The organism is Arthrobacter globiformis, assembly GCF_030815865.1.
Classification (GTDB): Bacteria; Actinomycetota; Actinomycetes; order Actinomycetales; family Micrococcaceae; genus Arthrobacter; species Arthrobacter globiformis_B.
In genome coordinates this window covers 727493-741923 of record NZ_JAUSXI010000001.1, presented here as the reverse complement: position 1 = coordinate 741923, position 14431 = coordinate 727493, and the positions used below count along the sequence as shown (strand labels likewise).

General features: G+C 63.1%; 11 protein-coding genes. 5 read left to right on the top strand and 6 right to left on the bottom strand.

Annotation, left to right across the window (positions count from 1 at the left end):
* Positions 1-29: 29 nt before the first annotated feature.
* From QFZ33_RS03450 to benA, 5 genes are all read right to left on the bottom strand, one after another.
* Positions 30-2858 (bottom strand): AAA family ATPase, encoded by a 2829-nt coding sequence (locus QFZ33_RS03450; RefSeq protein WP_307024874.1) that lies wholly within the window; start codon positions 2856-2858, stop codon positions 30-32.
* 61 nt (positions 2859-2919) lie between these two features.
* A complete protein-coding gene (benD, locus tag QFZ33_RS03445; RefSeq protein WP_307024872.1) occupies positions 2920-3744 on the bottom strand; it encodes a benzoate diol dehydrogenase BenD in 825 nt (274 codons plus the stop codon).
* Positions 3741-5321, bottom strand: coding sequence for a benzoate 1,2-dioxygenase electron transfer component BenC (benC, locus tag QFZ33_RS03440; protein ID WP_307024869.1), 1581 nt, complete (start codon positions 5319-5321; stop codon positions 3741-3743). Before benC ends, benD begins: the two co-directional genes overlap by 4 nt.
* A gap of 137 nt (positions 5322-5458) precedes the next feature.
* Positions 5459-5995, bottom strand: coding sequence for a benzoate 1,2-dioxygenase small subunit (gene benB / locus QFZ33_RS03435; RefSeq protein WP_307024867.1), 537 nt, complete (start codon positions 5993-5995; stop codon positions 5459-5461).
* Positions 5996-6039: 44 nt separating this feature from the next.
* Positions 6040-7422, bottom strand: coding sequence for a benzoate 1,2-dioxygenase large subunit (gene benA, locus QFZ33_RS03430; protein WP_307024865.1), 1383 nt, complete (start codon positions 7420-7422; stop codon positions 6040-6042).
* A 333-nt stretch (positions 7423-7755) separates the two neighbouring features.
* On the opposite strand from benA, the gene catA reads away from it, so the two are divergent.
* The 5 genes from catA (at position 7756) to QFZ33_RS03405 (ending at position 13211) form a co-directional block, all read left to right on the top strand.
* Positions 7756-8640: a catechol 1,2-dioxygenase gene (gene catA, locus QFZ33_RS03425; RefSeq protein ID WP_307024864.1), complete on the top strand. Its 885-nt coding sequence runs from the start codon at positions 7756-7758 to the stop codon at positions 8638-8640.
* 366 nt (positions 8641-9006) lie between these two features.
* Entirely contained in the window at positions 9007-10107 is a 1101-nt protein-coding gene (locus tag QFZ33_RS03420; protein ID WP_307024862.1) for a mandelate racemase/muconate lactonizing enzyme family protein, read from the top strand.
* A 24-nt stretch (positions 10108-10131) separates the two neighbouring features.
* Entirely contained in the window at positions 10132-10410 is a 279-nt protein-coding gene (gene catC, locus QFZ33_RS03415; protein ID WP_307024860.1) for a muconolactone Delta-isomerase, read from the top strand.
* A gap of 129 nt (positions 10411-10539) precedes the next feature.
* Positions 10540-11823, top strand: a complete 1284-nt coding sequence (locus tag QFZ33_RS03410; RefSeq protein WP_307024858.1) for a benzoate/H(+) symporter BenE family transporter — start codon at positions 10540-10542, stop codon at positions 11821-11823.
* Positions 11824-12347: 524 nt separating this feature from the next.
* Positions 12348-13211, top strand: coding sequence for a PaaX family transcriptional regulator (locus tag QFZ33_RS03405; protein WP_307024856.1), 864 nt, complete (start codon positions 12348-12350; stop codon positions 13209-13211).
* On the opposite strand, the gene QFZ33_RS03400 is transcribed toward QFZ33_RS03405, so the two are convergent.
* The gene (locus tag QFZ33_RS03400) at positions 13208-14428 is read right to left on the bottom strand and encodes an MFS transporter (protein WP_307024854.1); all 1221 of its coding nucleotides are present in this window, start codon (positions 14426-14428) and stop codon (positions 13208-13210) included. The two genes, QFZ33_RS03405 and QFZ33_RS03400, sit on opposite strands and share 4 nt — an antisense overlap.
* Between the last annotated feature and the right edge of the window lie 3 nt (positions 14429-14431).

Genomic DNA, 14431 nt, shown 5'->3' with positions numbered 1-14431 from the left:
ACCGTACTCGGATCTAAGGAGCAGACCTGTCAGTCGGTGGCGCGGAACCGTGCCGCCAATTCGCTGCGGGAGCGAATCCCCAGCTTCCCGTAGATGCGCGTCAAGTGGTACTGCACAGTCTTCTCTGCCAGGAACAGGACACGGGCGGCCTCTTTATTGGTCGCGCCCCCGGCCACGAGCTCGGCTACCGCCTGCTCCTGAGCCGTGAGTTGGATCTGCGGGCGGGTCACGGCGGCGAGCACGGCGTCGGAAGGGTCGGGCGGGTTGCCGACGTCCAAACCTGTTGCCTTGAGCTCCCGGTCGCACCGGTCCACATAAGTGGCGGCTCCCAGGGAGTCGTAGAGGTCCCGTGCCACCCGCAGCACCGAGGATGCCAGGCGTCTCTTGCCCGCCCGTCGCATGCTCTGGCCGAACGCAAAGCTCACTCTTGCCCGCAGGTATGGCCGGTTAAGCCCCCGCAGGTGTCCGAGTGCCGCTTCGAAGTGCTCCCTGGCGGTATCGGGGTCCCCTTGGGCAGCCACGAGCCGGCCCCTCGCCCACGCCATTCGTGCCAGGTCCGACGGTATTGCCCGCTCTCGCCGTACCCGCTCGAAGGCTGTGAGGAACTTGTCGGCCATGTCGAGCTGGTCGGTCATGACGAGGGCATTGACGTAGGTGTCTTGCCAGGGCCAGAAGGAGACACGATCGTCTGTCCATGGGTCCAGCTCCGTCAGGGGCTGCAGCACTGCCAAGGCGCTTTCGTAGTCCGCGCGCGCCTCATGGAAACGCGCCCGGGCCAGGCTGGCCGGTACTTGCATGGCCCGGTAGGTGCCTGGCTGCACGGCGGCCTGGGAGACGTAGTATCGGGCCCTATCCCAGTCGCCGCGCATGGACCATAGTTCGGCGGCCGTCCAATATAACAATGGGCGGATCAATGGCATCCTCGAGGTCTCGAGCCGGACCGAGGCGTGGGCAACGGTGGCGGCAGCGGCATCCCAGTTACCGAGCACGAGGTGGGTGCGGGCCAGCCATGCCTCGGCCCAAAGGGAAATTCGCAAAGATCCACCCCGGAATTCAGTGGGGGCCGCGGCTTCGAAATTCACAAGGGCCTTCTCCGCGTCGTCCAAGCGCAGGGCCAGCCAGCCGGCACCCATTTGAACGCGCTGCTTTTGCGCGTTCTCGGACGCATGTTCGAAGGCTCTGTGATATGAAGCCTCTGCTTCCGCCAACCGTCCCCGAGCGTACAGGCCCAGCCCGTAGATGGCCTCGGACTCTATGTGGGCCGGGGTCCCTGGTTTTGTGAGGGACATGGCCTGCTCCGCCCAGCCCGTTATAAGCGGGCCGTCCCAGGAAGCCAACCCGTGCAGAACCAGGCGTTGGGCAACTTGCGCGGCGGCTGGGGGGTCCCGCTGCGGGTTGCTTGTGCTCCAGGCCATCTGCAGCTGGGTTTGGGCGCTGTGATTCTGTCCCGACGCGGTGGAGAGGTAACCCAACACGGAGGAGCGCAGCGGCGAAGCCGGCATGGCATCAACGGCCGCAGCCCACATCTGTGCCTGGGCCATATTGCCCGCACCAACGAGGGCGTCTACTGCTCTAAGGAGCCGATCGTTGGCGGTGGGGATGGCTGCGGAGAGCCTGGACGCGGAAAACAGCGCGGTGGAAACATCTTGCCAAGCCCCGACCAGTGCTTGTTGGGCGGCGTATTCTTCAAGCTCCGAGGCCAGTCCCTCGTCCGCGCCCGGGGTGGCGGAGACACGGTGGCCCAGTCGATCGCCCTCGATCTGGAGGATTTCCGCAGCCCGGCGGTGTAGTGCAATGCGTCGGCTGGGTACCATCTGCTCGTAGACGGACTCACCAGTACCGGCTTCGAAGAACGTCACCACCGTCCGGGTCTGTTCTACCGCCAGCCCCAGCAGCCCGGCACGGTGGCCCTCGTCGAGGACATCGATGACGGACGCCACTCCGCTGACGTGGGCAACCTCTGCTACTCCCGCACTGTGTCTGAGCACGGATACGGCCTCCGCGACGGCGACGAGGTCGGGAGACGCTACGTTGAGAAGACTGCGCACCCTGGCGCGCACGCGGGAGCTCGGAGGCAGGGACGGGAACCATGTCTGCCATGTTTCCGTGGGCAGTTCGTTCAGGAGCTCAACGATCGATTGGGGCAAACCTCCCGTATGCCGCACGAGCTCGTGAGCGGCCGTCGCGGTTAGGTCGATCCCAAACAAGCGCCGGGCAAGATCCTGGACCTGTTGCGGCGTCAGCGGTTCCAACGGAATGCGGGAAACCTGGTGCCCCGTGAAGAAGGAAAGCACGCCCGGAGGAAGGAGCTGAGCTTGGCTGGTGCCGAGAGTGATCACGAACAGGATCCGCTTACCGCGTAGCCGCCGCATTACGAACACCAGAATATGGAGGCTCTCTTCGTCCAGGTGCTGGACGTCATCGACGGCAACGACCACGCTTCCTTGCGATTGAAGCCCGTCGAGCTGTGAAATTAGAGTCGACGCGTAGTTGGCGATTTGACCAAGGTTCAGAGCTACGCCAACGGCCGCCGACGGTGCGGTGACTTGGTTGTAGTCCTTGGCAGAGCGCAACCGCTGGGAGGCCATGAGCTGGGAGTAGCCGGCGAGGGGGAACTGGGCCTCCCACTCGTCTCCTGTAGCCGAGAGCACGCGCACACCACGGGTCACAGCGCTGCAGTGCTCCAGGAAAAGATCCAGCAAGGCTGTCTTACCGGATCCCTGCGGGCCGCTGAGCACTACCGTTCGCACGCTGCCTTTACGTACTGTGCGCAGCGCTTCCAGCAACTTCTCGAAGACATCAGCCCGGCCGACCAGCGCCAGGTCCTCCTCGGTGTCGCCGTGATGGGCCGGGGTCATGCTGGCAAGTTTACTCGAGCGCGTCGTGCGGCCACGCCAGCGAGTTTCCGTCACAGTATGCTCAGCCGAGGTCCCCGCCAGCCACAGGGAGAATGCTGCCGGTGACATAGGACGCCTCGTCGGAGGCCATGAACACGATCGGTGCAGCCTGTTCGTCCAGAGTGCCGTATCGCTTCATAAAAGAGGACTCCAAAGTCTGATCGACGATTGTCTGATACCACGCCTTTTCGGTAATCGACTCCGCTTCCGGTCCGCGCTTGACCTTCCTGGGCGGAGCTTCCGTGCCGCCAGGGGCGGTTGCGACAACCCGGATACCGCGCCCGCCGACCTCCATGGCCAGGGACTGGGTGAGGGCGTTGACGCCGCCCTTCGCCGCGGCGTAAGGAACGCGATGCATCCCGCGGGTGGCGACTGAGGAGACGTTGACGATGGTTCCCGACCCCTGCTCGAGCATTGCTGGGAGTACGGCACGGCAGGACCAGAGGGTGGGAAAGAGGGAACGGCGGATCTCCCTCTCGATCTTCTCCTCGTCATACTCTTCGTAGGGGCGGGCCCAGATCGTTCCCCCCACGTTATTGACAAGTACGTCAACCCTGCCGTGAAGGTCCAACGCCGCGCTCACCGCCTGTTCTGCTCCCGCGAAGCTTTCCAGGTCCGCGGTCACGGAGCTCGCGGATCCTCCGGAGCCGGACGTCTGCGCGGCTTCCCGGATCCCCTGGGCGATCTCCTGCCCTATGTCGGAACGGTCCACAAGGACGACCGCGCCCCCTTCGGCCCCAATCCGCTCCGCTACCTTCCGGCCAATGCCTTGGGCGGCGCCCGTCACCACAGCCACCTTGCCGGCGAAACGGCCGGGCGTGACGAACTGTCCCACATACGCCGTCACCGCTGGAAACCTTTGTCCTTGGCGTCAATCGCCCCGGACATGGTGCCCTTGGCGTCGCGGGCGTGAGCCATAATGACTTCCCGGGCACGTTCCTTATCCTTTCGCTCGAACGCGTCCACGACGTCGAGGTGGTCTTGGGCGACCCACTCGAAGATCTCGGTACCCTCCACGAAGGTTGCTGCCATCTGGGCGTGGACATCGAGTCGACGGTACGACTCAAGCAGCATGGGGTTATCGCAGATCGTGAAGAGGTACTCGTGGAACTCTTCGTTGGTCCTCACATATTCTTCTGGATCGAGGACCCTGCCCTTGCCCACCGCACGTGTGGTCGCTTCGGCGAGACGACGGAACTGATTCAGCTGCTCCTCGCTGAGACGACCAAACATCAGCTCGGTGACTGCAAGCTCAAGGCCCATGCGGGCCTCCAGATGGGCGAAACTGTCCTCCTTGCGGAACTCAAGCTGACCAGTCTCCAGGGACGAAATAGCTTCAACGCGGCTGATCGTGTCGCCTTCAGTCTCGAGCTTCTCCACGGGGGCGGGCGCGCCCGTCTCGGCGTCTCCGCCTGTGGTCTCCTTGGGGGCGAAACGCTCGAAGTAGAAGTTGGCTGGCTGGATGTCCTCGGTGTCCAGCCACTTGGAGACGGCATTGACCATGGGCGGCGGTCCGCAGAGGTAGATATCGACGTCGCCATCGTTGAGGTGGGACGGCTGGATGATCTGGGTAACGTAGCCCGTGTGCGGGGCGGAGGTACCCGGTTCGGCAGCGATGTAATCCCAGGTGAAGCCCGGCAGCTTCGCTTCGTAGCTGCGCAGCCAGTCGAGGCCGACGATGTCGGCTTCGCGGGAGACGCCGTAGATCAGGTGGACCGGGGTGGCTGGCGGGTTCTCGGAGAGTTTCTCCAGGATTGACAGGAGCGGGGCTAGTCCGGTGCCGCCTGCGAGCAGGAGCAGGGGGCGCTTTGGTTCGCGGAGGAAGAAGGAGCCGTAGGGGCCCGTGAACTCGATGGTGTCCCCCACCACTGCCCGGTCCCGAAGATACTCGGACATTGCGCCCTGCGGGGTTATCCGGACCATGAAGGACGCATCCTGCAGTTTGGGGCCGTTGCTGAAGGAGTATGAGCGCTCGGCGTCGGTGCCCGGGACCTTAATGTTGACGTACTGGCCGGGCAGGAACGCCAGGGCCTCCCGGTTCTGCACCTCCAGGGCGAAGGAGATCGTGGACTCCGAGTGCTTGTCGAGCTCTCTGAGGGTGGAGGTGAACGTGGCTGCAGAGGTTTTCGCGGACTCCGAAGTGGCTGGGATCTGGATGGTGAGGTCCGACTCCGGGACCGCCTGGCAGGTGAGCAGGTAGCCCTTCTCGAGCTCCTCCTCGGTCATCGCGTCGTCGATGAAGTCACCAGGATCGAACGAGCCTGAGTCGCAAAAGGCCTTACACGTGCCGCAGGCACCGTCACGGCAGTCGGACGGGATGTTGATGCGCGCCTTGTAGGCCGCATCCATCACGGTCTCGAAGTCACCGACCTTGATGACCTTGGTCACGCCATCCTCGAAGCTGAGGGCTACCTGATGGCCCATGATTTCCTCCTAGGTGGTGGTCGCGTCCTCGCAACCTCCGAAAAAGTTAGTGCGAATGTCTTGTAGTAAGCAGATGTGGCGGCCAGGATGCTCCGACCGTCACCGTCCCGGTCGGACCCGGACGGCGCCGGATGCCGTCAGATCATGTAGACGTCCACCACGTGGTGGATGTAATCGTTCTTCAGTACAACCTTCTTCTTCAGGATCACCGGCTGCTCGGCGGAGAGGTCGATGGTGTAGAAGCTCGTGCCGAAATATGTGTCGGTGGTGTTGTACCGGAAGTACAGGGTGAACCAGTTGAAACGGACTTTCACCTGGTCGCCGTCGTGCTCCAGGACCTCCACGTCCGTGATGTTGTGCCCGGTTCGGGGCTCTGGCAGGGACGTGGCGGAGGAGCGATCTGTCTTGATCCGGAACACGCGGTCCTCGATGCCGCCGCGGTTGTCGTAGTAGATCAGGGAGATCTCGTTCTGGGGGTCCACCGTGAGCCGGTCGTCGACGTCCCACGCCGGCATCCAGTACTCGGAGTCCGGGTGGTAGCACTGGAGCCATTCGTCGAACTGGCGGTCGTCCAGCAGGCGGGCCTCTTTGTACAGGAAGGCGCGCACGGTTTCGAGGGTGGCGATCTCCTCGGCGCTCTTGAGCGCAGTCAGCGGGTTAATCAGGTTGGCCATTGGGGTCAGCACTCTCTGTGGGGGTCGGGGGTTCGGGGGCTCGGTCAGGCGGTGACCGGCACGGTTTCCTGGGCGAGGGTTTCCGCCTCGGCGAGGGCCTTGTCCATGACTTGCTTCCAGTACCCGTGCTGGATCGGGTAGAGGCCCTCGTCCTCGGTGCGCATGCCAGAGGCGATCACCCGGGACATGCCCAGTGCCTTGGCCTGCTCGTCAGGACCCGCGATCTCGTGAGTAGAGCCGCGCGTCATATCGTTCCACGGCGCCGAGGTGGCCCAGTAGGTCTTGTTGCAGGAGCGGAACTCTTCGAGGTCGTCCGGCGTGGCCATGCCGGTGGCGTTGAAGAAATCCTCGTACTGGCGGATGCGCTTTGAGCGGTTCTCTTGCGACTCGCCCTTTGGTGCTATGCAGTAGATCGTGACTTCGGTCTGGTCCGCTGAAATAGGGCGGAAGTGGCGGATCTGCGAGGAGAACTGGTCCATGATGTAGACGTTGGGGTACAGGCAGAGGTTGCGGGAGATGTTGATCATGAAGTTGGCCATCTCCTCGCCGTACTTCTGGACGAGCTCGTCGCGGCGGTCCCACAGCGGACGGTCCTCGGGGTTGGTCCATTCCTGCCACAGCAGCAGGTGCCCGTGGTCGTAGGAATAGAAGCCGCCCTTGACCTTCCCCCATTTGCCGGCGTCCATGGCCTTGGTCGTGTTGGCGGAGTCACCGGCGCTTCGGCGGGCGGTGGTTGCGGCGTAGTTCCAGTGCACGGCGGTGACGTGGTAGCCGTCGGCGCCGTTTTCCGCCTGGACCTTCCAGTTGCCGTCGTAGGTGTAGGTGGACGATCCGCGCAGGACCTCTAGTCCCTCCGGGGACTGGTCCACAATCGAATCGATGACCTTGGTGGCGTCTCCCAGGTGTTCCTCGAGTGGGAGGACGTCAGCGTTCAAGGAGCCGAAAAGGAAGCCGCGGTAGGAGTCGAAGCGGGCCACCTTGGTGAGGTCGTGCGAGCCCTCTTTGTTGAAGGTCTCCGGGTATCCGGCGTTGCGGGAGTCCTTGACCTTCAGCAGTTCCCCGGAGTTCTTGAAGGTCCAGCCGTGGAAAGGGCAGGTGAACGTGGTCCTGTTGTCGGTCTTGCGTCGGCAGAGCATCGCGCCTCGGTGCGAGCAGGCATTGACGATGCAGTTGATCTTCTCGTCCTTATCCCGGGTGATGACGACGGGAGTCCGCCCGATGTAGGTGGTGAAGTAGTCGCCCACGTTGGGGATCTGGGACTCGTGGGCGAGGTAGACCCAGTTGCCCTCGAAGATGTGCTTCATCTCCAGTTCGAAGATCTCTTCGTCCGTGAAGATCGCGCGCTTTGCCCGGATGACGCCGTTCTCACGATCGTCGATCACGGCGTCGGCAAGGACCTCACGGACACGGGTCAGGTTTTCGGTCATCACGTACTCCTTTTTCGGAGAGAATGGGGGCGGGCGGGCGACGTCCTTGGGGAACTAGGCTTCTGCCCGTTGGGGAAAGGTATGTGAGCCATTCTGGTGCAGCGTGATAGCTCTCACATCAGGCAAAACCCTAGGCTTGGCCTAGGGTGTTTTTATGTCCTTCCAGTTACCGAATACCTTGACAATCGATACTTGTTTAGTCCTTATCCCTCTATCTAACCTGAGATGGACGTCACGGAGGCCGATGGTCCAGCGGGCCCAGCCTGCGCCCGGCGCGTCAAGGCAGGACGGGAGCCCTTCCTGTCTTGGATACGAGGATGAGTGGAGAACACCATGATTGAGATTCAGGCGGACACCCGCAAAGAGAACGAGGGCACTGCCGTAGAGGCCGGCTCAAAGGCCACCGAGCGCTTCGCCGCCTCGGGCAAGCTCGCCGGCCTGGGCGTACCGAAGGAGCGTGTGAGCCTGCTCGCCGGAGCCCTGATCAAGGCCGCCAACGACATCGTCGTAGAGCACGAAGTCACCTACGAGGAGTACAACGCACTCAAAGCGTGGCTGATCAAAGTCGGCACCGATGGCGAGTGGCCCCTGTTCCTCGACGTGTGGCTCGAACACACAGTGGAAGATGTCAACTCCCAGGACCGCCCGGGCACCAAAGGCACCATCGAAGGCCCCTACTACGTACCGAACTCGCCGGTGCTCGAGTCCCCGGCCACCGTGGAAATGCGTGAGGGCGAAGAGGGTACTCCTCTGCGCTTCAGCGGCCGCTTCACCGACACGGACGGCAACCCGATCCAGAGCGCACAGCTGGAAATTTGGCATGCGGACGCGGCCGGGTTCTACTCCCAATACGCGCCCGGGCTCCCGGAGTGGCTCTTCCGCGCCACCGTGAAGGCTGACAAGGATGGCCAGTTCGTGGTCCATACCATGCGCCCGGCACCCTATCAGATCCCTACCGACGGAGCCTGTGGTCAGCTGATTAGTGCAGCAGGCTGGCATGCCTGGCGTCCGGCCCACATCCACATCAAGGTTTCTGCGCCGGGATACCAGCCGGTGACTCAGCAGCTTTACTTCCCCGGCGACCCGCATAACGCCGATGACATCGCTTCGGCAGTCAAGCCGGAGCTGATGCTCGACCCCAAGCCGCGCACCGATGGCGCTGCCGGCGAGGAGGCCGTTTACGACTACGTTCTCGCCAAGGAGGGCCAGCTAAAGTAAGGATCGTCCGGGGCGGCTAGGAGGACGCCTAACTGTGGCCAATGCGGCCGCCCGGCGGCCGTAACTCCGGCGCGGCGGTGGCTTACCCGCGGATCCCCCGGTCTCCGATCCTGCGGCTAGCGTGTCAATGTCGAGGAAAATCCGCGAAATTTCAGGGAGCCTAGCTCCCGGGGAAAATCGCGTCTTTCGACACGTCTTAAATCCGAGGTTTTGAGCCAGTGGGCTGCGGAGACCGGGGCCGTAACCTCGCGGTGCCGGGGGCGTTGCATACTCCCCCGCACGTACGGGTCGTGCCCGCCGCTGACCCCTTCTTCATCTTTGTCCTCGACACGCTCGCTCCACCTGACCCCGAAAGGAACCGCGCCGTTGAAGATCGAACGGATCGAAGCTATCCCCTACTCCATCCCTTACACGCATCCCCTGAAATTCGCCAGCGGCGAGGTAGCCAATGCTGACCATGTGCTGGTGCGTGTGTATACGGACGACGGGGTCGTGGGAGTTGCAGACGCACCTCCCCGCCCGTATACCTACGGGGAGACGCAGGAGTCGATCGGAACGATCATAGAGAAGACTTTTGCCCCGCAGCTGATCGGCGTCGAGATATTGGACCGCGAGCAGATCCATGCGGTATTGCGCCGCACCATTCACAATCAGGTCGCGAAGGGTGCCGTCGACATTGCAGTCTGGGACGCGATCGGCAAGACACTCAGCACGCCAGTCCACAAGTTGCTCGGAGGGTACACGGACCGGATGCGGGTCAGCCACATGCTCGGCTTCCGGCCCGCCCAGGAACTCCTCGACGAAGCCTTGCGCTTTGGAGAGGAATACGGCATCACCACGTTCAAGCTCAAGGTGGGCCGCCGGCCGCTGTCACTGGACGTGGAGGCATGCCGTGTGCTGCGCGAGGGGCTGGGTAAGGATGTGGAGATCTACATGGACGCGAACCGTGGCTGGACTGCAAACGAAGCCCTTGAGGTGCTGCGGCGGACCGAGGGATACGGGTTGACCCTGCTCGAGGAGCCATGTGACGCAAAGGAAGCAATGAGTCGGCGCCGCCTGGTCGACAAATCCCCAATCCCGGTAGTGGGCGACGAATCCGTCCCCACGGCCGGCGATGCGTCACGGGAACTGCTCGCCGGTGGCTGCAACGCCATCTGCATCAAGACCGCCCGCTCTGGCTTCACCGAGGCCACCGAGATCCTGGGCCTGTGCACCGGGCTCGGCGTGGATGTGACCATGGGCAACCAGATCGACACGCAGGTCGGCTCGCTGGCGACCATCGCCTTCGGTGCCGCCCACGAGGCCAGCAGCCGCCGGGCTGGGGAACTGTCCAACTTCCTCGACATGGCCGATGATCTGCTGGCCGACCCGCTCCGCATAATCAACGGCACGATTACGGTGCGCGATCTGCCAGGTGTCGGAGCCGAAATCGACGACGACAAGCTCGCGAAGTACCGCCTGTCCTAGCCCCCAACCACCAAGGAGAAAATAGTGTTGTTTTTGGCCCGGATGGACGTGCAATTCCCATCGCATCTCTCCCCCGAGGACGTCACCCGCATGCAGGGGCTGGAGAAGGAGTACTCCCAGGGGCTGCAAGAGGAAGGCCGTCTTGCCTCAATCTGGCGAGTGGTCGGCGAGTACGCAAACTATTCGGTGTTCGACGTCGGATCCAACGACGAGCTGCACCAGATCCTCAGTGGCTTCCCGATGTACCCCTACATGAAGATCAAGGTGACACCGCTAGCCAAACATCCCAACTCCATCCGCTAATGGATTTCAGCGGGCGGTTTTGTACCCCTTGCGATCCCCAGGAGTTGGTCGCGTGCGCACCAGTTAAGTCTTCTCAGCCCAATTATGATTGGCCATCCTTCCACACCCGTCATTGCCTCAGGAGCAACCATGCACCACCCTTCGAAGGCCGAGTCCAAGACTAATAAGGCAGGACCGGATCCCGTCCCCGGAGGACAACCGCTCTTCGAGAGGCCCGGGGTCGGCCCGGCTGGGGTACGCGACTTTCTACGGGATATCGGCCTGCACTACGCCTCGAACGGGGTCGTCGGGTTGGCGTTTTCCGCCTCCGGGCCGATCGCGGTCACTCTGACCGTCGGGTCGCTCGGCGGACTGACGCAGGCCCAGCTCGCGTCTTGGGTCTTCGCCATATTCCTCTCGGCCGGCGCGGCGACCTTGCTCATGTCAATGATCTATCGCCAGCCGCTGGGCTTTGCCTGGTCCATTCCGGGGACGGTCCTTCTGGGGCCGTCCCTGCAGCACCTGTCTTTCCCGGAGGTGGTCGGGGCGTTTTTCTCTGCCGGAGTGCTGATCCTCGCCCTCGGTGCTACCGGAGTAGTGCGCCCGATCATGGCCACGATTCCCTTGCCGATCGTCATGGCCATGGTTGCGGCCGTGTTCCTCCGGTTTGGGACGGACATCGTCTCCTCCACCCGGGCTGACCCCGCAGTGGCGGCGCCGATGGTCGTGGCGTTCCTCGTGCTCACCGCTGTACCCGCCCTGGGCAAGTACCTCCCTCCGGTACTCGGCACCCTGGCGGTGGGCGTCATCGCCGTCGTACTCAGCGGCCGGTTCATCGTTGAGGAGGGCGGACCGGTCCTCGCCACGCCCATGTTCACCGCCCCCGAGTTCACCTGGGCCGCCCAACTGGAACTCGTCATCCCCCTGGCACTCACAGTCCTGGTGGTGCAGAACGGGCAGGGTGCGGCGGTGCTCCGGGCTGCAGGCCACCGCCCGCCTGTCAATGTATTCGCGATGTGCTCCGGCGTGTTCTCCCTGCTCAACGCCGCCCTCGGCGGCGTCTCGGCCTGCGTAACGGGCCCCACCAACGCCCTGCTGACCGCCTCCGGGCAGAAACAGCGCCATTACACCGCCGGAGTGGTCTACGGACTGCTGTCGCTGGTCTGCGCTCTGCTGGCCCCCACGCTCACCCGCTTCATGCTCGCCACCCCAGAAGCCTTCGTTCTGGCCCTGGGGGGCATCGCCATGCTGCGGGCCCTCCAACAAGCCTTCGTTACCGCCTTCGCCACGAACTTCACCCTCGGAGCACTGGTGACTTTCGTCGTCACGATCTCCGGCCTGAACCTCTTCAACATCCATGCCGCGTTCTGGGGCGTGGTCATCGGCTACGCCGTATCCCGCCTGCTCGAGCGCCAGGACCACGCTACGGCCTGACGCCGCCGTGCCGCACGCAACAGCCCCATCCCCGACCTGGTTCGTCATCGGAAACACACCAGTGATCACGCCTGGGCCGACAGGAAACGACCGCGTGCAGGCAACTGGATGAACGCCATCTCGACGACTCCTTATATGAGTGCTTTCCGGTCCCAAGACGGAAGCCACGGCCGAAGCAGCTGGGAGGATGGCACAAGGCTGAGCAGTCAACTGCGGCTGACGCGTTGGCTCTGACGGGGCGGAACGAGGCGCACGCGCCTTCGTGATCGAGCCTGTACACCAAACGATCACTCTGACCCTGCTGACGAGACCTGGCATAGGTACGAGCAAGTCCGCTGGAAGCTTCCAGCAATCACGTAAAAAATACGTCCGTGGTTCTCATGACTGTGTGGCCTCCAGAAATATATGGATAAAAAGCAGAGAATGCTGAGCAAACGCAATAGCGCCTGGCGCATTCCCGCTACTTATCCCAGACCCCGCCATAGGTATTTGTAGAACTATCTGTGACGTCGTAGACTCTGGTCATGGACCCCGACGATCCCGGTGCAACTTCCGAACTGGCCGTTCAACGGTCCCGGTCGCTCAGCGCGCGATCCCTTCTCCTGACATTGCTTGGCGAGTTCGTTTTGCCCCATGGCGGGAGCGTCTGGACCGCCACGATCACTGAGACCCTCCAGACGCTTGGGGTCGAGGACAAGGCAGCGCGTCAGGCGCTGGCGCGCACCGCCTCCGCCGGGTTTATCAAGTCCGAACGGATCGGCCGTCGTACACTATGGCGACTGACAGAACTGGGCCACCAGCTCCTATCGGAGGGTACTGAACGTATCTATCAGTTTTCGAATCGTCCAGTGGAGTGGGATGGCCAGTGGCTGGTAGTCGCCGTGACGGTACCTGATACGCAGCGGAAGCTGCGCCACCAGCTACGGACCCAACTCACCTGGGCCGGCATGGGATCGCCCGCGCCCGGGCTTTGGGTGGTGCCGGGAGCCGGACGAGTCGATCAGGTCCGAAAGATCGTGAGCGATTTGGGCTTGGAGAGCACCACCCTCTCCTGGATCGGCCCAGCCTCAGGAATCGGTGAGACCAACAACATGGTTCATGCAGCCTGGCGGCTGGATGAGGTCAGGACCGCATATCAGAAGTTCCTGTCCGACTTTGAGCATCGGATCGCCCTGACGCCTATTCAGTCCTTTGCGGCCCAAACAGAACTCGTCCACAGGTGGCGGCAGTTTCCCTTCCTCGATCCAGAGCTGCCGGCAGAGCTGCTCGACAGCCACTGGCCAAGCAGCCGCGCGAGGATAGTATTCGACAAATGCCACGATGCTTGGCATGACCGTGCGCAGTCGTACTGGGTCTCCCTAAACAACGAGGCCGGAAACCGAAACTAGGAGGCCCTACGCTCCTGTGCGAGGCCTCCCCGGCCCGAGGATTGGGTGCCGGACCTGGTAGCCGTTAGCAGCACTAGGACGCTCGCCAAGATACTTCCGCAAGCAGCTGCCGCCCAAGCTTCGCGATACGACCACTGCGCCGCGAGCAATCCGAAGATAATAGGACCAGCAGCGGCCCCCGTGGCTCCGCCTGCCTGCAGAATTCCGGTGACCGAGGCGGCTGCGTTGGGTGAGTAACGAACGCAGGCCAGCATCATGACCCCTGTCCATCCCCACCCGAAGGAGCATGCGATGAACGCGCCGGCCAGCACCCCGGTGAGCTGGCTGGAGGCAAGCATCGCAAAGCCTGCAGCGCCGGCGGCCAGCATTACCGCGACAATGACCAGGAGCCGGCGACTTTCCCCCTGGTCGGAGTACCAGCCGCTGGCCAGCCGGGTCGCGATACATGCAAAACTGCCGACGAGGGCAAGCACGGCGGCCTGATCCAGTGCGAGGCCCGAATCGACTGCGGTGGGGATGAGGAATACAGCCAGTGTGGTGGCTGCAGAGGTTCCGAGGCCCATGGCAACGGCCATGACGGTGACGAAGCCGAGGCGTGCGATCTTTCGTCGTTCTCCCCGCGGGACTACACGATGCTTGGGGAACAGGTTTTGATAAGGCAAGAGGCAGCTCGGCATAGCAAGTAGGCCGGCAGCGATGAATGACCAGCGCCAGCCGAGAGTGACACCGACCACGGGGATTGAGGCACCAGCAAGCAGGGTGGCCAACGGGATGGCTGCCTGCTTCGCGCCGAACATGAGGCCCTGGCGATTTCGATTGCCGTAGGACAGGGCCAGGTTGGACGCTGGTTGAGCCATCCCGTTTATCATGCCGCCCAAGGCGAGGAAGGCCAGCAGCGTCCAGAGCTCACGGACCAGGAGCCCGATCATGACCAAGACGGGAGCAGCAACCAGCGGGATAATCAGCAAGGATCTACCCGGGCCCAGCCGGTCAACAAGCCGACCTCCGAATACGGCACTAAAGGCGGAAGCGAGGTAGAAGGTGCCCATTGTGAGCCCAATACCTGCCTCGTCTACCCCCAGCTCCGGTGCGAGGAGGACGGAGGACGCACCGACCAGGAAGGCCGGCATCACCGACACCACAACCACCCCCGTTGCTGCGGTAGTGAGGATGAGCGTACTGCGTGACGCGCCCTGATTCGTATCCGCGGCCCCCATGGA

What these genes read in the sequence shown, in the direction of transcription:
- QFZ33_RS03450 (WP_307024874.1), bottom strand. Translation starts at nt 2,858, where the DNA reads ATGACCCCGGCCCATCACGGCGACACCGAGGAGGACCTGGCGCTGGTC.
- benC (WP_307024869.1), bottom strand. Translation starts at nt 5,321, where the DNA reads ATGGGCCATCAGGTAGCCCTCAGCTTCGAGGATGGCGTGACCAAGGTC.
- benB (WP_307024867.1), bottom strand. Translation starts at nt 5,995, where the DNA reads ATGGCCAACCTGATTAACCCGCTGACTGCGCTCAAGAGCGCCGAGGAG.
- benA (WP_307024865.1), bottom strand. Translation starts at nt 7,422, where the DNA reads ATGACCGAAAACCTGACCCGTGTCCGTGAGGTCCTTGCCGACGCCGTG.
- catA (WP_307024864.1), top strand. Translation starts at nt 7,756, where the DNA reads ATGATTGAGATTCAGGCGGACACCCGCAAAGAGAACGAGGGCACTGCC.
- QFZ33_RS03410 (WP_307024858.1), top strand. Translation starts at nt 10,540, where the DNA reads ATGCACCACCCTTCGAAGGCCGAGTCCAAGACTAATAAGGCAGGACCG.
- QFZ33_RS03405 (WP_307024856.1), top strand. Translation starts at nt 12,348, where the DNA reads ATGGACCCCGACGATCCCGGTGCAACTTCCGAACTGGCCGTTCAACGG.
- QFZ33_RS03400 (WP_307024854.1), bottom strand. Translation starts at nt 14,428, where the DNA reads ATGGGGGCCGCGGATACGAATCAGGGCGCGTCACGCAGTACGCTCATC.